We start from the raw sequence: 19,664 nt of genomic DNA, 5'->3' as shown, positions 1-19,664 counted from the left end.
GGTACCGAGCACCTCATAGGACGTCACGAGGTCACCGCATCTGTTGAAATGGTCGAGGTGTCGACGACGCCACGCAATCCTTCAGTGCCGAAGAGTGGTTCGAGCATCGAACTGAAGTCCGGCCCACGACGCAACATCTGGCCGCCGTCGACATTGATCACCTGCCCGGTGATCCAGGTCGATTCGGCGCCGAGCAAGAACAGAGCCAGACCAGCGACATCCTCGACCTCACCCACCCGCTGCAGCGGAGTACTGATCCGGTAGTCCTCACTGAGTGCGGGATCCTGTGTGACGAGCCCGACCAGCTCGGTCCGCGTCAGTCCGGGGCGGATGCCGTTGACGCGAACATTGCTCGCGCCCAATTCGTCTGCGGCCAACGCGACCAGATGATCGACCCCGGACTTGGTGACCCCGTAGGCACCGAACCATCGGTGCGTATTGCTCGCAGCGATCGACGAGATCGCGACGATGGAACCGCCACCGCCCCGAACCAGTTCGCGCGCACCGTGTTTGATCGTGAACATCGTGCCGTTCAGATTGAGGTCGACGGTTCGCTTCCACGCCTCGGTGTCCATCTGGGTGATCGGCCCGATGGTTTCGCTGCCACCGGCACAGGCGACGATCCCGTCGAGGCGGCCGGTACGCTGCGTTGCCGCGGCCACCGCCCCGGCGACCTGCTCCTCGGACGTGATGTCCGCGGGGTGCGCGAACACAGCGCCGTTTCCGGCGCCCGCGTTGAGCGTGGCGGCCACCCTCTCGAGTCTCTCGGCTCCGCGGCCGACGATGGTGACCTGCGCGCCGCGCTCATAGAGCAGTGCCGCGATCCCCTCCCCGATCCCGCTGCCACCACCGGTGACCAGAACTGACTTACCCACCATTGAATCCGACATCGACCCACTCCCCGTAGAACTAGAACATGTTCTAACTACGGTAGCTCGCAAAGCCCGCATACGCGCCACATACACGAAGACGAGCCGCATGAATGCGGCTCGCCTTCGTGGTACCGGCTCGTCTTTGGGGCGCTATGAAGCCCGGCGACCACGGACAGGGACCGGTGGGCGCAGCGTGTTCATCGCCGGCCGATCGGTCAGGTGGACTTCGGTGGTCTTCGGGATGAAGGTGCCATCGGGCTGGATCTTGAACTGTGTGAGGCCCACGCCGGAATCGACTATCCCGCAGCGACCCATCAACGTGCCGACGATCTGACGGCTCATCACTCCGAGCTCCACCAGCGGACGATTGCGGTGTGTCCGAACGCCCAGGTTCACCTGGCCGATGCCCGCCATGCCGTAACGGTCATAGGTGTCGACCAGCAGGCCGATCTCCACGCCGTAACCGGGCGCGAACGGCACCGCACACAACAACTCGCGAGTGCCTGCGTACTCCCCGCCCAGCGGCTGCAGCACCGCGGTCAGTTCGGGTTTGAACGAGGCCAGCAGCGGGCGGGCGACGAGTTCGGTGACCCGGCCACCCCCATTGGCGTCCTCGCCCGCTCCGGTGCGCAACGGACGACGGTAGAACCCCTTCACCAACTGGATCTCGGGGTTGATGAGAAGTGGGCCGAGCAGCTTGGGTACGAACATCGGATCGGGATCGATCAGATCGGAGTCGACAAATGCGATCAGGTCGCCGGTGGCCGCAGCCAGCGAACGCCAGAGCACCTCGCCCTTGCCACGCACGGGTTCGATCTCCGGGACAGCCTCTTCTCGGCTGACAACGCGAGCACCCGCTGCGGTCGCCCGCTCCGCGGTGGCATCGGTGGATCCGGAGTCGAGCACGATCAGTTCGTCGACGAGGGTGCCGAGCAGCGGGCGAATCGAGGCGATCACGTCCGCGACGGTGTCTTCTTCGTTCAATGCCGGCAGTACAACCGACACGGTGCGGCCGTTCTTGGCCGCGACAAGTTCCTCGACGGTCCAGTCAGGACGGTCCCAACTGTGGTCGGCGGCCCAGCGGGCCGAAGGTGAGTCCTGCGGTGCCGATGCGATCGGCGCCCATGCACGTTCGGTTTTTCCGGTGACTTGCTTCCCAGCGGTCATGCCAAACCCCTTACTGTTCGGGCAGGTGGCCTGGTGCCCACTATCGCGGCCACCATGTCGACCACCCTTCGTGTGGCGGCTACCTCGTGGACGCGAAACACCCGGGCCCCCGAGGAGGCTGCCAGTGCCGTCGCGGCCAGAGTCCCCTCCAACCGATCTTCCAGGCCTACACCCAGAGTCTCCCCTACAAAATCCTTGTTGCTGAGCGCCATCAGGACAGGCCAACCGGTATTAACGAGAACGTTCACGTGACGTAACAAAGTCAGCCCGTGATGAGTATTTTTGCCGAAATCGTGAGTCGGATCGATCACAATTGAGTCGCGATTCACGCCCGCCGCGAGGGCTCGATCGGCGGCACCGGTCACCTCGGCGAGGACGTCGGAGACCACATCGGGGTACCGCACGCGGTGCGGGCGGGTACGCGGGACCGCACCCCCGGTATGCGAGCAGACGATCCCGACGGACAGCTCTGCCGCCACCGACACCAGGTCGGGATCGGCTCCGGCCCACGTGTCGTTGATCAGGTCCGCCCCCGCCGCAACCGCCTCGCGGGCCACATCGGCCCGCCACGTGTCGACGCTGATGATGAGGCCGGGGTGCGCGTCGCGGATCCAGGCGATCATCGGCAGCACACGCCGAATCTCTTCAGCAGCGTCCACGAGGTCGCCCGGACCGGCTTTGACACCCCCGATGTCGACGATGTCGGCGCCCTCGGCGACCACCTGATCGACCCGCGACTTGGCGGCATCGTCGGTGAAGCTCGCGCCACGGTCATAGAAAGAATCCGGAGTGCGGTTGACGATGGCCATGACCAGCGCACGATCAGTGGCAACCGGACGGCCACACAGAGTGGGTGACACCGCGACCTCCGGCAGCGGCGCCCCCGTTGTCGGTGTCCCGGGCGGGCCGGAACCCGCCCCGGCAGCACTGGGACGCAAGCTAGCCTCTGGGTACTTTCGCTCCGGCGACATCATTTGGATAGTCATCGTAGAACTTGACATACCCTTCGGCACGTCCGGTCAAAACATAGAGATCGTCATCGCCCACATCGGTGAAACCCTGTTCACGAAGCTCGACCTTTCGGTTCTTGAAGGTCGACGTCTGTTCGAGTTCCGGCACGACCCGGACGAACAGCGGAATCGCATACGACGGCAACTGCTCGTACAGATAGGTGCCCAATTCCTTCGGGTCGAGTTCCGCGCCGTCGCGCAGGGTGATGGCCGCCATCCCGGCTTTGCCGTCGCAGCCGGGGACCTCGACGCCGTAGACCACCACATGGTCGATCGAGCTGACCCCACCCAGCGCGGCCTCGATCTCGGTGGTTGCCACGTTCTCACCCTTCCAGCGGAAGGTGTCGCCGAGACGGTCGACGAATGCGATGTGATTCATCCCGAGGTCGCGGACCAGATCACCGGAGTTGAACCAGCGGTCGCCGGATTTGAAGGCATCAGTGATGATCTTCTTGTTCGACGCGTCGGAGTCGGTGTACCCATCGAACGGAACCTTCGACGAGATCTCCGAGATCAGCAGGCCCGCTTCACCTTTGGCAACCTTGGCCAGCCGGCCCTGTGCGTCCCGCGCGGGTTCACCGGTCTCGTGGTCGTATTCGACGATCTTGAACGGCAGCGGGCAGAACCCGGCAGTCCGGTCGATGTTGAAGACATTGATGAAGGCCAGGTTCAGCTCTGAGGCACCGTAGAACTCAACCACCCGTTCGATCCCGAAACGCCTGGCGAAGTCGTCCCAGATCTCCGCACGCATGCCGTTGCCGACAATGGTCTTGATCCCGTTGGTGGCGTCGGTGGGCTTCTCCGGCTGCGCCAGCAGGTAACGGCACAACTCGCCGATATAGCAGAACGCGGTCGCCCCGTTGAGTTCGACGTCGTCCCAGAAGCCCGAGGCCGAAAACGACTTGCCGATGGCCAGGCAGGCACCAGAGGCCAGCACCGATGACAGCGCGACCGTCAGCGCATTGTTGTGATAGAGCGGCAGCGGCGAATACATCGTGTCGGTGTGCCGGAGGCGCACGCCCATCCCGCCGATACCGTCCATGCTCGTCATCCAACGGTAGTGCGACATGATGCTGGCCTTCGGCAAACCCGTTGTGCCGGAGGTGAAGATGTAGAAGGCCTTGGTCGACGCCGGGAGCTCGGCCGTGACCTCGGGATTGCTCTCGCTCAAACCCTCTGCTTGCGCATCGAGTTCGGTGAAGTCGACTGTGACGGAGGGTAGTTCCGACTTGTCGACGGATTCGAGCACGTCGGACACCTGCGGGTCGACCACCAGCACGACCGCATCCAGGATCCCCACGCTGTGGGACAGGACCTGCCCACGCTGGTTGTAGTTGAGCATCCCGGCCACCGCACCGAGTTTCACCGTCGCCAGCATCACCATCAATGTCTGCGGATGGTTCTTGGCCAGGACCCCGACCACATCGCCGACACCGACACCTTTGCCCGAGAGGAAGTCTGCGTACCGATTGATCTGACGGTTTGCCTCACGGTAAGTGATCGACTCGCCCTCGAACCGGACGAAGGGACGATCCGGGTGCTTGGCGACCACTTTGTTGAAGACCGAGCCGATGGTGCCCTGCGCCTTCGGCCGTCGCAGAACGAGTCCAGGCGCATGCCGGATGACCCCGGGAAGATCCGGGACCATCGCAACGGCGCCCCTGGCCACGTCGACTAGTCCAACACTGGTCCGGTTCTCGCTGACCACATAAGCTCCGATGCTCGTGATTTGTCCTGGCCCAACTATCGGGGTGCTCGCTGAACTATCACGGTAAAGCCCCCGGTGATGAAGGTTACAGATAATCAGAGAGGAACCGCACAACCTGCCAGGGCCTCGGCCACCGTCTTGGTCCGCACCAATCGGTCCAGCGCTGATCTCGAGACGAAACCCGATTCGATCAGGGTCTCCAGCCAGTCGAGCAGCGGCGCATAGTGACCGTCGGGATCGAGCAGTACCACCGGTTTGGTGTGCATCCCGAGGTATCCGGCGGTCCAGGTTTCGAACAGCTCTTCCAGGGTGCCGATGCCACCGGGCAGCGTGATGAAGGCGTCGGCCTTGTCCTCCATCAACTGCTTGCGCTGGCGCATCGTGTCGGTGACCACCAACTCGTCGGCGTCGACATCTGCTACTTCCCTCTCCACCAACGCCATTGGGATGATTCCGATGGTGTGTCCACCGGCCGCGCGGGTGGCGTGGGCGACCGCACCCATCATCGAGACGTTGCCACCACCGGAGACCAGCGTGTGCCCGCCCGCACCGAGTGCGGTGCCCAGTTCGGTGGCCAACGCCAGATGGTGGTCGGCGACCGGGCCGGATGCGCAATACACGCAGATCGCGCTCATGCCTGGTCCTCCGGTGTGCCGGTCTGCTTCTGCACCTCGTGCTCCCGCTGCCGCGACGCCTTGACGATTTCCACCGCTTCGGCGACGGAGTCGGTCACCTGCAGCAACTCGACGTCCGCCACTGACACAAACCCCTGTTCGGTCAGCGTTCCCTTGATCCAGTCGAGCAGTGGTCCCCAGAACTCGGTGCCCAGCAACACGATCGGGAACTGGGTGACCTTGCGGGTCTGTACCAGCGTGAGCGCCTCGAACAGCTCGTCGAGCGTGCCGAAGCCGCCCGGCAGACAGACGAAGGCCTTCGCATACTTCACGAACATCGTCTTGCGGACGAAGAAATATCGGAAGTTGACCCCGAGATCGACCCACTCGTTCAGCACCTGCTCGAACGGGAGCTCGATGCCCAAACCGATGGACAGTCCCTCGTTCTCGCAGGCACCCCGGTTGACCGCCTCCATCAGGCCCGGTCCACCGCCGGTGATCACCGGATATCCGGCCTCGGCCAGCGCGGCACCGAGTTCACGGCCCAGGTTGTAGTACGGGGTGTCGCGCGCGGTCCTGGCCGACCCGAACACCGTGACGGCAGGCGGCACCGTCGACATGTTGTCGAAACCCTCGACGAACTCGGACTGGATGCGCAGCACCCGCCAGGGATCACGCGCAGAGTCCGCCGACCTCAGCAAACGCTGATCGGTGGTCTGGGTTGGGGAGGACGGATCTTCGCGGATCCGCGCTGCTCCGCGATAACTCAGCCGGGTGTCGCGATCAGGAGGTGCCATGACAAAGACGCTAGCAATGTGCAATGCGTCGCGTCCGACAGGCAAGCTCGGCGCAGCCGACCTCAGCCGAGCAGGTACCGCCGCAAGATGTCGGTCACCTCGGTGATCTGCGCGGTGGGCACCCGCTCGTCGCGCTTGTGCGCAAGGTTCGGGTCACCGGGCCCGAGATTGACCGCCGGGATACCCAGCGCAGAGAACCGCGAGACATCGGTCCATCCGTACTTCGCGCGGAACCGGCCGCCTGCCGCGGCAACCAGCTTCGCGGCCGCCGGATTCGACAACCCCGGAAGCGCACCGCCGGCCGCGTCGGTGATCTCAAAGGTGACGGCACCTGAATCGATTGCGGCGGCGAAGACTTCACGAACGTGCGCCGTGGCCTGTTCCACCGAGCGGTCCGGCGCGAACCGGAAATTGACGTCCACGCTCGCCGCGTCGGGCACCACGTTGCCTGCGACCCCGCCGTCGATGCGGACCGCGGACAGGCCCTCGCGATACTCGCATCCGTCGATGTCGACCCAGCGCGGCGAGTAGTCGGCCATCGTCTGCAATACCGAACCGAGTTTGTGGATGGCGTTGTCCCCCAACCACGAACGGGCCGAATGCGCGCGGGTGCCCGATGCGGTCAGGCGCGCCCTCAGGGTGCCCTGGCAGCCGGCCTCGATCTGACCGGCCGTCGGCTCACCGAGGATCGCGACGTCGCCCACGAGCCAGTCGGGCAGCTCGCGTTCGATGAATCCCAGGCCGTTGTACTTGGCCGCGATCTCCTCGCAGTCGTAGAAGATCAAGGTGAGGTCGGCGGTCGGTTCATCGAGCGTGGCCGCCAGATGCAGGAAGACCGCGTTGCCGGATTTCATGTCGACCGTTCCGCAGCCATGGAGCACATCGCCTTCGGGGCTGTTGTGCTCGCGCCGACTCGGCACGTTGTCGGCGATGGGGACTGTGTCGAGGTGTCCGGCGAGCACCACGCGCCGATCGAGACCGCGGTTCGTTCGCGCCAGAACGCGGTTGCCGTGGCGGAGCACCTCAAAACCCTTGGTCTGCTCCCGCAGCGCCGCCTCGACCGCATCGGCGATCGCGGCCTCGTCGTGGCTCTCGCTGGCGATGTCGACAAGCGCTGCCGTCAGGTCGATCGGATCGGCATGCAGGTCCAGGGCTGGGGTGGTCACGGTGAACACCGTAGTCGCCGACCCATGGCGGTCACGAGTCCCCTGATGTCCGAAATGTTCATGACTCGTCACCGCAGCCACAGATAACGTCGATGCCATGACGTCTTCCACATCACCTGTGCCGACCCTCAACGCGATCTCGATCGTTGTCGACGACATGGCCGCGACACTGGCGTTCTACCGCGCTTGCGGCCTCGACTTCCCCGCCGACGCCGACGCCGCCCCGCACGCCGAGACCACTGCCGCCGGCGGGTTCCGGATCCTCTTCGACACCGCGGCCAGTGTGGCCACGTTCAATCCGGGCTGGTCGGCTGCTGCCGGCGGCCAGCGCATATCCCTGGCCTTCGAGTGCTCCGGCCCGTCGGAGGTCGACGCCAGATACGCAGCGTTGACCGCAGCCGGTCATACCGGAGAACTCGAACCATTCGACGCTTTCTGGGGTCAGCGGTATGCGTCCGTCCAGGACCCGAACGGCAACGGCGTCGACTTCTACGCCGCACTCGGCTGATCACCGAACTCCGTCGGTGATCGGTGCGTCACCGCCCGGAACTCGCGGAACATGTGGGCATAATCCGCGTATCCGCAGTGGTGTGCGGTGTCTGAGAGAGCGTGGCCGCCGCGAATCCGCGCCATCGCAACGTTGACCCGCAGGATCCGCTGCAACGACTTGGCGCCGAAACCGTAGTGATGTCGCGACCAGCGTTGCAGCTGGCGGGGACTGGCGTCGATCCGCTGCGCCACCTGCGTGACCGGGGCGCCCGCCACCAACAGCGCCGTGGCCGGTTGCAACCAGCGTGGCGGTGGCCTCACATCGAGTTCGGCGGCCGCATGACGTTGCAATTCGGCGGCCCGATCGGCGGAATCCGCCACCCGCTGGTGCAGGCGGCGGGCCGGACCGGCTCCGACAAGGTCGGCCAGCGCGATCCGCCTGTTCACCAATTCATCTGCGGCGCAACCGAGAACAAGCGGCGCGATTCCGGGATCAAAACGCAGCGCCACCATCTCATCGGCGCCGGACGCGGCCATCGGAGACGTATCCGGGCCGGCGACGAGCAACCCACCGGGTGTCCAGATCAGGTCCATGCAGCCGTCCGCAAGATCTCCGCCACCTCGGATCCACCGGTCCGCGACCACACCGTCGCCGGGACCAGCGTCGATCGCCATTCCTCGTAGGTCACTACGGAAACGGCAACCACCGGTCGAGCTCCGCTCCGCTGCGTCTCCGCCGACATGCTCTCCAGTATCCCGCCACCAGATGCCACGCGTAAACTCCTGCGCGTGACCAATGCATCTGGAGCCTCCGCAATCGGCATCGCCACCATCACCGACTCGGGCGCAGTGCTCGACACCTGGTACCCCTCACCCGAGCTGGGTGAGCAGTCCGCGTCCGGGACCACCGAGCTCGCCGCCGACGAGACCCCCGCCGAACTGACCTCGCTGGTGGGCACCGACGCCGACCGCGGTGTGCGGACCGTTGCCGTCCGCACGTCCATCGTGCTCGCCGACGCCCCGGCCGACGCCCACGATGCGTACCTGCGTCTGCACCTGCTCTCGCACCGGCTGGTCATCCCCCACGGCCTCAACATGGATGGTGTCTTCGGGAAACTGTCGAACGTCGTGTGGACCAATTTCGGTCCGTGCGCCGTCGAAGGGTTCGAGGTGACCCGGGCCAAGCTCAAGGCCCGCGGCCAGGTGACCGTCAACGGTATCGACAAGTTCCCGCGCATGGTCGATTACGTTGTGCCGAGCGGAGTTCGGATCGCCGACGCCGGCCGGGTGCGCCTCGGAGCACATCTCGCCGAGGGCACCACCGTCATGCATGAGGGCTTTGTGAACTTCAACGCCGGCACCCTGGGTGCGTCGATGATCGAGGGCCGCATCTCGGCCGGTGTCATCGTCGGCGACGGCTCCGATGTCGGTGGCGGCGCCTCGACGATGGGCACCCTGTCCGGCGGCGGAAAAGAGATCATCTCCCTGGGCAAGCGCTGCCTGCTCGGCGCCAACTCCGGCTGTGGCATCGCACTCGGCGACGACTGCGTCATCGAGGCCGGCCTCTACGTCACCGCGGGCAGCAAGGTCACCGGCCCGGACGGCACCGTCATCAAGGCGCGTGACCTCTCCGGCAAGAGCAACCTGCTGTTCCGCCGCAACAGCACCACCGGTGCCGTCGAGGTCGTGCCGTGGAAGGGCGACGGCATCGAGCTCAACGCCATCCTGCACGCCAACTGATCGCTGCGAACGAATATCCGCTCGGAATCCACTCCGCCCACCGGCAATTGCCGGTGGGCGGAGTGAACTCGGGTGTCTCGGCGGCCGACCGGACGACGCGGGAGTCAGCAGCCACCACCTCCGCCTCCGCATCCCCCGCCACCACCACAACTGCCGCCGCCGCAACTGCTGCCACCACCACAACTGCTCCCCGACGCCCCACTGTCGCCGCCGAAGGAATCACTGCTGCCGGACGCCCTGGTACGTCGGCGTCGTTGTGGCTGCCCGCTATTCTGCGCGGTCGCGACAACTGACCTGATGAACAAACCGATCAGACCCAGCAGCGCCAGGACAATCACCAATGCGGTCATGACAATCCCTCCCTATCACCTTCTCTTGGTTGTGTAACAGCAAAAACCCTTGTTCTCGAACCGATTCCGACGATCAGTTCACGTCGACCGCGGTGACGGACCCAGGCCCAACGGCGGGTGCTGTTGTAGACCCGTTCCACCGCGAGCCAATCACGCGTGCGCCGGTCGAGGTCGCTGCAGGCTTCCAGCCAGCGCGTGAAGGCGGCGACGTCGTCGTGCGCACACCCACGGACGGGAGACTCATGCGAATAACGCCGAAACCAGGTGCGCCACATATGCAGTTCCGCGAGTTGCGGTCCGGCCCGCAGCGCCGACGAGGCGCGTTTGCCGGTGAGGATATCGCTGGTGAGTGCAGACCCGACCGAGTCGAATCCACTCGGTACCCGCCCCGCCAATAGATCGCCGACGACCTCGCGCTGGCGCTTCGCGAGCGATGCCCTGGCCTCCTCAAGCGCGGATTGTGTGTGCATCGACCCGACCCTTCTCGAGAACTCGGTTGATCACTTCCAGGTCGGCCATCACTGCCGATTCCGTTACCGCACCGTCGCGTTCAAGCAGGATGCCCGGTACCGACAAACCCCGCAGCCGGCAACCGTCGATAAATGCCGAGAGCAGGTCGACCACGTCATCCACCATGTGATCAGCATGCGTGTCGATGTATCTGCCCTCCCGGTAGCAACCACCGGCGGCGTGCACATAGGCGATGGCCGCCAACGGAAATCGGTCGAGTTGCGCGGCCGGATCGCTGCGAAAGGCAACCGCGCAGGCAAACAGGTTCGCCACGTCGAGGACGAGGGACGCCCCGGTCCGTCGCACGACTTCTGTCAGGTACTCCGGCTCGTCGAATTCGTCTTCCGGCCAACTGATCAGAGCGGCGATGTTCTCCAGTGCGAGGGGCACGCCCAGGACATCTTGTGCGCGGGAAATGTTGTCGCACAGCACGGTCAGTGCGCCGCGAGTGCGCGGCGCCGGCAGGAGGTGACCGGCTTCGAGGACGTCGCCGTGCACCGGGTCGGGGGTATCGGCGGCCCGCACAAAGGCGATGTGTTCGCTGACCAGCGGCGCACCGAGTTCGCGGGCCAGATCACGCAGCCGGGCCAGCCGGCCGGCATCGGGGAGGTCGGCACCTGCGAGGCCGAGACCCACACCGTGCGGAATGACCACAACACCCTGATCACGCAGGGCGAGCAGCGATTCGGGCAGGGCGCCGGGTCTCACGTTCTCAGCGACGACCTCGGTGAAATGGAGCGTTCCCGACGCTGCCAGACCGCCCAGTGTCGCGGCTATCGGAGCGCGCCAGGCAATCGACGAACCGGCGATCTGTGTGGCCATGACCCCGCCTCCCACCCGTAGGGAGTGGACAGCGGCGGCCACTTTCAAATCCGTTGTACCGCTGACAATTTCGAAGCTCCATCAGCCGTTGACACAGCTTCTCCGAAAGTTGGCGTTCCGGGGTGACGGAATGGCCTCAGATTCGTAACAAGTGGGAACTACGCAGGTCAGGCGGACAGTCGCTCGGCCGCCGCAGCGATCCGTTCGTCGGTCGCGGTGAGCGCCAACCGGACGTGTTTGGTGCCACGCGGTCCGTAGAAGTCACCCGGCGCCGCCAGGATGCCCCGATCGGCCAGCCAGTCGACCGTGGCGCGACTGTCTTCATCGCGGGTGGCCCAGAGATACAGGCCTGCCGCCGATTCGTCGATGCGCAGTCCGGCACCGAGTACGGCCGCGCGCAGGATCTCGCGTCGGGCCCGGTAACGCTCACGCTGCGCTGCGGTGTGGGTGTCGTCGTCCAGTGCCGCAGCCATCGCACCCTGCACGGGGAACGGCACGATCAGGCCCGCATGCTTGCGGACTGCGAGCAGTTCACCGATCAGCGCCGGGTCTCCGGCAAGGAAACCGGCCCGGTAGCTCGCCAGGTTCGAGGTCTTCGACAGCGAGTGAACGGCCAGCAACCCGGTGAAATCGCCGTCGGTGACCCGTGGATCGAGGATCGACACCGGCTCTGCATCCCAGGCCAGGCCCAGGTAGCACTCGTCGGAGACGACGATCGTGCCGCGTTCGCGCGCCCACTGCACCACCTTGCGCAGATGCTCGACGGGCAGCACCTTGCCGGTGGGATTGGACGGCGAGTTCAGATAGATGAGCGCGGGCGTGCTCGGTCCGAGCTGGGTCAGGGAATCGGCCCGAACCGGTCGAGCGCCTGCCAGCAACGCGCCGACCTCGTATGTCGGATAGGCGATTTCCGGGATGACCACGTCGTCACCGGCACCGATACCCAGCGTGGCGGGCAAACCGGCGATGACCTCTTTGGTGCCGATCACCGGCAGGATCATCGAGTTGTCGAGCCCGGTGACGCCGTGCCGTCGCGCCAACGATTCGCAGGCCGCGGTCCGGACCCTGGCGGTACCGATGGTGACCGGGTAGCCGGGGAAATCCGATGCCGCGTACAGCGCGTCGCGAATCAGCGGGTCCACCGGATCGACCGGGGTACCGACCGACAGATCGACAATGCCGCCGGGATGCCTGCCGGCACGCTCCTTGGCGTCGGCGAGGGTGTCCCACGGAAACACGGGCAACCGCGACGACACCGGGGTCCGCCCCCGCATCGACGTCATCGGTGGTGTCATTCCTCGGTGTTCATGGGTGGCAGTGCCTTCACAAACGGCGAGTCGTACGCGACCTTGCCCAGTTTGCTGGCACCACCCGGGGAACCGAGATCGTCGAAGAAATCGACGTTGGCGTTCACGTACGGCTCCCACTCGTCGGGCACATCGTCTTCGTAGAAGATCGCCTCGACCGGGCACACCGGTTCGCAGGCACCACAGTCGACGCACTCGTCGGGCTGGATGTAGAGCATCCGTTCACCCTCGTAGATGCAGTCGACGGGGCATTCCTCCACGCAGGCCTTGTCCAGGACGTCAACGCAAGGCTCAGCGATGATGTATGTCACCGACAACCCCTCCTCATCATTCAGTTCGGTGCGCGTGGGCTGTACGCGCTCAAAAGCGGGCATGCCTGGCGACTCGAAGGACGACGGCTGCCCGCTTGTCGCCTTCCAGTATCCGGGTCGCCGATTCCAAGTCAAAACCGGCCCCACCGCCTCTGTACCGGGGCGACGGTGTTCGCCACCCGTCGACGGGCGTCGGTTCAAATCAGAGGGGGCCTAAATCTGGACCGAAACACGTTCAAAAGGCACTGTGGTGAGCGTGACCGTGCGACCGAATCTCCAGTGGAACCGAATGTGTTGTTGCTGACCGCAACCTCTCCTCCCCTCATTCGAACCACGTCCAGGAGTCCAACACCGCATGACTTCCACCTTGTCCCGGCCGTCTGCTGCCGGATTGCCCAACCACCACCTGCCGACGCGACTGCGACCGGCTGATCTGCTCCGTCTGACAGATCAAAGTGCCTCCGACGTGCTCGACGGCACCTACGACCACCTCTTGCCGAAACGCTGGGATCGCGAGAACCGCTGGGCCACGCGACTGCACTACGACGACGACGTCGACGTCTGGTTGATCAGCTGGACCCCTGACGAGTCGACGGATCTGCACGACCATGCCGGCTCACTCGGCGCGCTGACCGTGCTCTCGGGCGCGCTGACCGAGTACCGCTGGACCGGGAACCAACTGCGGGCCCGCACACTCGACGAGGGTGATCAGGCCTCATTCCCGCTCGGCTGGGTGCACGACGTGGTCCGCAATCCGAACCTCCCGGTCACCAGCGAACCCACCCTGAGCGTCCACGCGTACTCCCCGCCGCTGACCGCGATGTCCTACTACGAGGTCACCGACGCCCAGTCACTTCGCCGGACCAAGACGGTTCTCACCGACGGCGGCGCGGCATGAGTGTGCAGTCACTTCGCCGCACGAAGACCGCTCTCACCGACGGTGGGGCAGCATGAGCTCTGTGACCACCATCGACGATCTCCTCCTCCGGGCCCGCGCCGGTCTCGACCGGATCAGCGCCCCGGATCTACCGGCGGCACTCTCCGGCGGCGCACTGGTCGTCGACATCCGGCCGGCTGCGCAGCGGGCCGCCGAAGGTGAGTTCGACGGTGCACTGGTGATCGAGCGCAACGTCCTGGAATGGCGTCTCGACCCGGCCTCCGATGCGCGGATCCCCGAAGCCGTCGACCACGACGTCCCGTGGGTCGTGATCTGTTCGCAGGGTTATACGTCGAGTCTGGCCGCGGCGTCGTTGCAACTACTCGGACTGCACCGCGCCACCGACGTGATCGGTGGGTACGAGGCGCTGGTCGCCGCGGGTATCGACGGAATCTAGCGATCGAACGTCAAACGACCTCGCGGACAACGGCATCCGATGCCCGCCGGAGAGCGCCGGACTCCCCGATATAGCTGGCGACCGCACCGACCAGCGGAAGTCCGGACAGCAGTCGCCATGGCTGTTTCGACGACGGCCGCCGCTCCAGTTCACCGAGCACCGCACGCGATTTCTCGAGACCGGTCCACAGCTCCTTCACGAGCGCATCGTTTTCGGCGCTGCGATCGAGTTCTTCGGTCTCGCCGGTCAGCAGCGTCCGCGAGTTAAGGGTCCGACGGCACAGAACTTCGGCCAGCAGGTCGGTCTGCCGATACCGGTCGTCGACGCCGTAGGCGCGGGCGACCGCACACAGCAGGATCGCCTGGTGGCCGAATCCGAGCACGGTCTGAATCGGCAAGCGGTTCACCAGCGCACCGAAGACACCCGGGTACGCGACTCCGGCCGTTGTGATGGCCCCGACCCGGCCGATCCACCAATCGCGACGCTGGTCCGGCGTCCAGTCGGACCACTTCGCGGTACCCGGCAATCCGGTGGCATCGGCTGCCCACACCAGTGGTCCGTCGATGGTGCCGATGGCCTTGGCGACCAGCGCCCGGTCTGATTCCTCCGACTGCCGCTGCGCACCATCGAACGTTCGCCCTTTGATGCCGAACGGATCACTGTCGACCACATCGAGGAGTAGATCGACCACTCCGGTGGTCTGGTAGAGCATGCGCGCAACATCGTTGTCCGAGAGTGCTTTCACGGGCGGCAGCGGAAGTTTCATGCGGTATGCAGACCTTCGCCGACCGGCTCCCGGTCGTCGCCCGATTCGCTCCAGGGACGACCGGTCGGGAGTACATCGGCAGCCAACCCGGTCACCGGGTCGGCCAGTGCCCACACGTGACCGCTGATCCGCTCGTCGATCCATGGGGCGCCTGCCAAGACGTATCTCGGTTGGGCCGCAACACGTTCGGTCAGGACATAACCGGTCTCGGCGGTCATCTTTGCCAGCGAATCCAGATGGGGCCAGGGCCGTTCGGGATTGACGTGGTCGGGGGTCAGTGGTGACACCCCACCCCAATCGTCCACGCCGGCGCCGACCAGCGCCGCACATTCGGCAGGCGACACCAGATTCGGAGGGGCCTGAATCCGCATTCCTGGGCCCAGGATGATCCGGGCCACCGCGACCGCTGCCAGGAACTCGTCGAACTCGGCATCGGCGACGCCGCGCATCGCGGTATCGGGTTTGGCCCGGAAATTCTGGACGATCACTTCCTGGATGTTGCCAAAAGTGTTCTGCACCTTGTGCAACTCGATCAGAGAATCAGCACGTTCGGTGAGGTTCTCCCCGATGCCGACGAGGATTCCCGTGGTGAACGGGACCGAGAGCCGGCCCGCGTCGATGAGCACCTGCTTGCGGACCTCGGGGTCTTTGTCGGGGCTGCCGTAGTGCGCGTTGCCCTTGTCGGTGAAGAGTCGGCGCGCGGTGGTCTCGAGCATCATGCCCATCGAGGGTGCAACCGGTTTGAGGAGCGCCATTTCGTCGGCACTCATCACACCGGGATTGAGATGCGGCAGCAGCCCCGTCTCCTCGAGCACCCGGATCGAGGCGGCCCGCACATAGTCGAGCGTCGAGGTGTACCCGCGCTCGGTGAGCCATTGCCGGGCTTCCGGCCAGCGCTCCTCCGGACGGTCACCGAGTGTGAACAACGCTTCTTTGCAACCCATCTCGGCACCGCTGCGGGCGATCTCGAGTACTTCCTCGATCTCCAGGTACATGCCGTGGCCGTCGCGGGCGAGCTTGCCCGGCACCGTGACGAACGTGCAGTAGTGGCACCGGTCCCGACACAGGCGGGTGAGCGGGATGAACACCTTGCGCGAGTAGCTGATCTGACGCTCGCGGCCTTCGGCGATCAGCCCGGCGTCACGGATATCCGCCGCGATCGCGCAGAGTGCGGAGAGTTCGTCCCCGCGGGCCGCGAGCAGGGTCGCAGCCCGGTCGACATCGAGTTCGATGCCCTCGCCCACCTGGGCGAGCACCTGTCGGATCGCATCGCCATCAGGGCGCACCTCCTCCGTGGCTCCGGTGACGCGCGGCGGCATGGCCGGATCAGGCAGCAGCGTCCGATCCGGTGTGGCAGCGAGAGCTTCGGGGATCTTGGAGGTCACCCTTTAGATAATGCGTCATCGGCGCCGGATCATTCCCCCGACCCCTTCACCACCGGCTTCGGAGTGGCCGTGGCGTCCGACTCGGGGTCGGGCAGCATGCCGGCAAACGCGGCGAACACCGGCACCACCAGACCCAGGCCGAGTAGCAAGAACACCGTCAGATCCTGCGGCACCACGATGTCCCCTCCGGGACCTCCTGCGGCCAACACAAAGAACGCGATCATGAAGGCGATCAGTGCGCCGAAGCGGGCGAACCCTTCAACCAGGGTGGCGCTGCACCACAACAGGATGTAGTTGGCGATCGCCGCGAGCACCGCGCTGATGGGGAACGGAACCGACCCGATGTGTAGCGGCAGAAACGCGAGGGCCAGAACTCCGACCAAGAAGCCGTCGACCCACAGCAGACCCAGCAGGGCCCAGCGCCACCACGTCGAGGCCATCACAGACCACCGAAGAGATCTGTTTCCCGCCCGGACTCATCGGTCGGTCCCTGCTCCCCGGCGACCAGCATGAAGTGTTCCTCGGCAAAAATCGGCTGGATGATGTTGTTCGACAGCGCATATTCGGTGCCCGACGCGGATACGGTCACCTGCGTTGCATGGGCGCTCAGCGCCCGCACCTTGCGATCGTAGACCTCGCGGACGTCGATGGCGGTGGTGATCTCCGCATCCGGGTGACTGGGCAGCTCCCCCGGCTCCGGCATCCGCCAACCCTTCGGCACCCGCGCCACCGCCGCTGCCAGGCCCTCCTCGAGTGCGGACTTCTCGGTGACGGTCCAGTAGAGCTTCGACACCGACCAGCCCTGCTCACCGGTGGCCGCTAGTTCGACGGCCGCGTGAGCGATGGCATGGACCTGGATGTGGTCGGGATGACCGTAACTGCCAACGGGGTCGTATCCGACGACCACCTGTGGACGCAGCTCGCGGATCAGGTCGGCCAGCACCTGCGCCGGCTTCTCGGCGCCCGCGGCGATGAAGGCACGCTCGTGCTCGTTCGATGGTGCGCCCGACATCCCGGAGTCGCGCCAGCGACCGGCACCACCGAGGAACTTCGGTTCCACCGGGGCGAACGGATCGGGGCTCAGTTCGGCCAACGCGTCGGTCAGCTCCATGATCCGGTAGCCACCGAGCTGATCGGCACCGCCGTCGGCGACCAGTCCACTCCACCGGTCACCGATCACCTCGCCCTCCTCCCCCAGCGTGCAGGTGACGACGGTGACCTCGGCGCCGGCGTCGAGATACGTGGCGATGGTGCCGCCGGTGGTGATGGTCTCGTCATCCGGGTGGGCATGAATGAGCAACAGACGATTCATGGGATTTCGGGTTCGCTTTCAGTTACCGGTCTGCTGGCGCCAGAGGGCGGAGTCACCGTAGATGCCGGTCTGCACCGGACCCGTGACCGGGACGCCGGCGACAAGAGGAGAGACGGCGGTGGTCAGAACATCTTGGTACACCGGCAGATACACGGAGCGTTCATCGAGCAGGCGCTGAGCGGTTCGCAGGTCCTCGGCCGGATCTTCCGCCGAGATGGCGCGGGTCGCGATCACCTGCAATTCGGGGTCACACAGGCCCGAGACATTGCTCGTGTAACGCGGTTCGCTGCGTTCGGCCTCTTCGGTCTTCGATGTGGGGGCCTGCGAAGAGGTGGCGGATGGCTCCGCGGCCGACGTGTTCGACGGCTCGTCGCCCGAGTCCGGCGATGCACTCGTCTCGGCGGATTCTTCGGTGCTCAGACATTCGGTGTTCGACGCGAGCGCGGTGGCCGGTGATTCACCGGCCCGGCTCCAGCCAACCACCAGATCGACATCTCCGCCGGTCAGGCTCGAGCTGTACAACTCGGCGGTCGACATCGCGATAGTCGTGGCGCGAATTCCCGCACGGTTCAGCTGGTCGACGATGTTGGCTGCCGCAGCGCCCGTCCGAGGATCTCCGGTGACCGATCCGACCCGGACCACCAGCGGCTGCCCGTCCTCCTGCTCGACCGGCTGTGTGCCGGCAGGCAGTGTCGGCAGATCGCTCGGCGCGGTCGTCGATGTCACCTCGGTGGTGGTCGTCGTGGTCGTGGGGGCTGCACTGGTGCTCGGTGCGCCCGAAGATGTGGGCGGATCGGGTTCCGGCGTCGCCGGGCCGCGCCGGTATCCCGCGGCGGCCAGCCATCCTTCGATCTGCTCGGGGGCAACCACCGGGCGCGGCACCGGGTAGTAACCCGGGTCGGACGGCGCGTAGACGGAGTTGGTGTCCGGGAGCACCTCGGTGTCGTCGGCGGCGGCGAAGGTCACCAGGGCCGTGTCGATGGTTCCCAGAACCGCACGGCGCAGGTCGATGTTCGCCATCGACTCCGTGCGGGTGTTGAGTGTGATGCCCAGGGTCCGGGATTGCGCGACGCGGCCGGTGAGTACGCCACCGATACTGCCGAGAGTGGCCCCGAGTGCCTCGCCTGCGCTGACCGCCACGACCCGGGTGTCGCCGGAGCGCATCGAATCAGCCAGTTGGCTGGTGGTGCCCGCGCGGCGCAATGTCATCCGGTCGACACCGGCCGGTGTCAGCCAGAACCTGTCGTTGCGGATCAGCCGGACCTCGTCACGGCTGTGATCGATGCCGCTGATCGTGAAGGGCCCTCCGGAGGCCGGGAAACCGCTGTCCATGCCGGTCTGGAAACCACCGGGTGCGCCTTTGAGGACGTGCGAGGGCAGCAGGTCGTTGAACAGTTCACGCCAGGCCGGGTACGGCGCCGCGAAGGTCGCGGTGACCTCTTTGCCGCCCGCCGAGCTGCGGACGTCGGTGATCATGCGGTAGCCGGCCGGTGCGCTCACGTTGGGTTGCCGGGACATCTGCTGCCAGAGATAGATGAAATCCTCTGCGGTGATCGGCAATCCATCCGACCACTGCGCGTCCTCGTGGATTTTGTAGGTGACCGCGAACGGGTCGGTACCGGTGACCTCGGCGCTGGTCAGCAACGCCTCGTCCATCAGCCATTCGACCCGGCCGTCCTGCGCTGTCGGCCGGAACGAACTCGGCAGGGTCATCGCCGCCACCGCCGTGGTGACCGCCGACTGATCGGCGGCCAGATGCGGGTTGAACCCGTTGCCGATCGAGTCGGTGGCCACGTACAGCACCCGGCCCGAAGGCTCCGCGGGCTCCGGTGGCACCGAGTTCGTCTGCTGAACCGGCGGCGGCGGATCGGCGACACAAGCTGTCAGAAACAGCAGGCAGGACAGCGCGACCGCGGCCATCGAAGTCGCTGTTGTCCGTCGTCTACCCAAAACTCGATTCCTCTGTCCGCCGGTCAAGATCAGTCGGCCATCGGCGGTCGGTAC

Annotated in this window: 21 protein-coding genes and 1 pseudogene; 5 read left to right on the top strand and 17 right to left on the bottom strand. The window is 65.6% G+C overall.

Annotation, left to right across the window (positions count from 1 at the left end; translation table 11 throughout):
* Positions 1-23 precede the first annotated feature (23 nt).
* From AC1D75_RS10805 to dapE, 7 genes are all read right to left on the bottom strand, one after another.
* Positions 24-890, bottom strand: coding sequence for an SDR family oxidoreductase (locus AC1D75_RS10805; RefSeq protein WP_495515227.1), 867 nt, complete (start codon positions 888-890; stop codon positions 24-26).
* Positions 891-1,022: 132 nt separating this feature from the next.
* Positions 1,023-2,039, bottom strand: coding sequence for a glucosyl-3-phosphoglycerate synthase (locus AC1D75_RS10800; RefSeq protein ID WP_495515226.1), 1,017 nt, complete (start codon positions 2,037-2,039; stop codon positions 1,023-1,025).
* A complete protein-coding gene (gene folP / locus AC1D75_RS10795; protein ID WP_495516043.1) occupies positions 2,036-2,848 on the bottom strand; it encodes a dihydropteroate synthase in 813 nt (270 codons plus the stop codon). Before folP ends, AC1D75_RS10800 begins: the two co-directional genes overlap by 4 nt.
* Positions 2,849-2,978: 130 nt before the next feature.
* Positions 2,979-4,697 carry a long-chain-acyl-CoA synthetase gene (locus tag AC1D75_RS10790; RefSeq protein ID WP_495516042.1) on the bottom strand — a complete coding sequence of 573 codons (1,719 nt, stop codon included), beginning with the start codon at positions 4,695-4,697 and terminating at the stop codon, positions 2,979-2,981.
* A gap of 155 nt (positions 4,698-4,852) precedes the next feature.
* Positions 4,853-5,392, bottom strand: a complete 540-nt coding sequence (locus tag AC1D75_RS10785; RefSeq protein ID WP_495515225.1) for an LOG family protein — start codon at positions 5,390-5,392, stop codon at positions 4,853-4,855.
* Positions 5,389-6,168, bottom strand: coding sequence for an LOG family protein (locus tag AC1D75_RS10780; RefSeq protein WP_495515224.1), 780 nt, complete (start codon positions 6,166-6,168; stop codon positions 5,389-5,391). The genes AC1D75_RS10785 and AC1D75_RS10780 overlap by 4 nt, the downstream gene beginning before the upstream one ends.
* Before the next feature lie 62 nt (positions 6,169-6,230).
* Positions 6,231-7,343, bottom strand: coding sequence for a succinyl-diaminopimelate desuccinylase (gene dapE, locus AC1D75_RS10775; protein WP_495516041.1), 1,113 nt, complete (start codon positions 7,341-7,343; stop codon positions 6,231-6,233).
* A gap of 88 nt (positions 7,344-7,431) precedes the next feature.
* Here dapE and AC1D75_RS10770 point away from each other — a divergent pair, with 88 nt between their 5' ends.
* The gene (locus AC1D75_RS10770; RefSeq protein WP_495515223.1) at positions 7,432-7,842 is read left to right on the top strand and encodes a VOC family protein; all 411 of its coding nucleotides are present in this window, start codon (positions 7,432-7,434) and stop codon (positions 7,840-7,842) included.
* Here AC1D75_RS10770 and AC1D75_RS10765 read toward each other — a convergent pair.
* The gene (locus AC1D75_RS10765) at positions 7,824-8,498 is read right to left on the bottom strand and encodes a helix-turn-helix domain-containing protein (RefSeq protein ID WP_495515222.1); all 675 of its coding nucleotides are present in this window, start codon (positions 8,496-8,498) and stop codon (positions 7,824-7,826) included. The two genes, AC1D75_RS10770 and AC1D75_RS10765, sit on opposite strands and share 19 nt — an antisense overlap.
* 114 nt (positions 8,499-8,612) lie before the next feature.
* On the opposite strand from AC1D75_RS10765, the gene dapD reads away from it, so the two are divergent.
* Positions 8,613-9,563 carry a 2,3,4,5-tetrahydropyridine-2,6-dicarboxylate N-succinyltransferase gene (gene dapD, locus AC1D75_RS10760; protein ID WP_495515221.1) on the top strand — a complete coding sequence of 317 codons (951 nt, stop codon included), beginning with the start codon at positions 8,613-8,615 and terminating at the stop codon, positions 9,561-9,563.
* Between the two features lie 62 nt (positions 9,564-9,625).
* On the top strand, positions 9,626-9,856 hold the full coding sequence (locus AC1D75_RS10755) for a hypothetical protein (protein ID WP_495515220.1): 231 nt from the start codon (positions 9,626-9,628) through the stop codon (positions 9,854-9,856).
* A 53-nt stretch (positions 9,857-9,909) separates the two neighbouring features.
* Here the strand turns inward: AC1D75_RS10755 and AC1D75_RS10750 are convergent, their stop codons facing one another.
* The 4 genes from AC1D75_RS10750 to fdxA form a co-directional block, all read right to left on the bottom strand.
* Positions 9,910-10,383, bottom strand: coding sequence for an SCO6045 C-terminal-like domain-containing protein (locus AC1D75_RS10750; protein ID WP_495515219.1), 474 nt, complete (start codon positions 10,381-10,383; stop codon positions 9,910-9,912).
* Positions 10,361-11,287, bottom strand: coding sequence for a multinuclear nonheme iron-dependent oxidase (locus tag AC1D75_RS10745; protein ID WP_495515218.1), 927 nt, complete (start codon positions 11,285-11,287; stop codon positions 10,361-10,363). Before AC1D75_RS10745 ends, AC1D75_RS10750 begins: the two co-directional genes overlap by 23 nt.
* 125 nt (positions 11,288-11,412) lie before the next feature.
* Positions 11,413-12,528 carry a succinyldiaminopimelate transaminase gene (gene dapC / locus AC1D75_RS10740; protein ID WP_495515217.1) on the bottom strand — a complete coding sequence of 372 codons (1,116 nt, stop codon included), beginning with the start codon at positions 12,526-12,528 and terminating at the stop codon, positions 11,413-11,415.
* A gap of 8 nt (positions 12,529-12,536) precedes the next feature.
* Positions 12,537-12,863, bottom strand: a complete 327-nt coding sequence (gene fdxA / locus AC1D75_RS10735) for a ferredoxin (protein ID WP_331887121.1) — start codon at positions 12,861-12,863, stop codon at positions 12,537-12,539.
* Positions 12,864-13,218: 355 nt separating this feature from the next.
* On the opposite strand from fdxA, the gene AC1D75_RS10730 reads away from it, so the two are divergent.
* Together AC1D75_RS10730 and AC1D75_RS10725 are read left to right on the top strand one after the other, a co-directional pair.
* Positions 13,219-13,761 carry a cysteine dioxygenase gene (locus AC1D75_RS10730; RefSeq protein WP_495515216.1) on the top strand — a complete coding sequence of 181 codons (543 nt, stop codon included), beginning with the start codon at positions 13,219-13,221 and terminating at the stop codon, positions 13,759-13,761.
* A gap of 52 nt (positions 13,762-13,813) precedes the next feature.
* Positions 13,814-14,197, top strand: coding sequence for a rhodanese-like domain-containing protein (locus AC1D75_RS10725; protein ID WP_495515215.1), 384 nt, complete (start codon positions 13,814-13,816; stop codon positions 14,195-14,197).
* A gap of 10 nt (positions 14,198-14,207) precedes the next feature.
* Here AC1D75_RS10725 and AC1D75_RS10720 read toward each other — a convergent pair whose 3' ends face one another.
* The 5 genes and pseudogenes from AC1D75_RS10720 to AC1D75_RS10700 form a co-directional block, all read right to left on the bottom strand.
* Positions 14,208-14,963, bottom strand: a complete 756-nt coding sequence (locus tag AC1D75_RS10720) for a hypothetical protein (RefSeq protein ID WP_495515214.1) — start codon at positions 14,961-14,963, stop codon at positions 14,208-14,210.
* 17 nt (positions 14,964-14,980) lie between these two features.
* Positions 14,981-16,282, bottom strand: a pseudogene (gene cofG / locus AC1D75_RS10715) (7,8-didemethyl-8-hydroxy-5-deazariboflavin synthase CofG); the annotation flags it as partial.
* A gap of 95 nt (positions 16,283-16,377) precedes the next feature.
* Positions 16,378-16,788, bottom strand: coding sequence for a hypothetical protein (locus tag AC1D75_RS10710; protein ID WP_495515213.1), 411 nt, complete (start codon positions 16,786-16,788; stop codon positions 16,378-16,380).
* Entirely contained in the window at positions 16,788-17,660 is an 873-nt protein-coding gene (gene mshB / locus AC1D75_RS10705) for an N-acetyl-1-D-myo-inositol-2-amino-2-deoxy-alpha-D-glucopyranoside deacetylase (protein WP_495515212.1), read from the bottom strand. Before mshB ends, AC1D75_RS10710 begins: the two co-directional genes overlap by 1 nt.
* An 18-nt stretch (positions 17,661-17,678) precedes the next feature.
* Positions 17,679-19,580 (bottom strand): ABC transporter family substrate-binding protein, encoded by a 1,902-nt coding sequence (locus tag AC1D75_RS10700; protein WP_495515211.1) that lies wholly within the window; start codon positions 19,578-19,580, stop codon positions 17,679-17,681.
* Positions 19,581-19,664 lie beyond the last annotated feature (84 nt).

Source organism: Williamsia sp. Y712, assembly GCF_059445525.1.
Note: the sequence above shows the minus strand (reverse complement) of the source record. Positions and strands in the feature narration are given on the sequence as shown.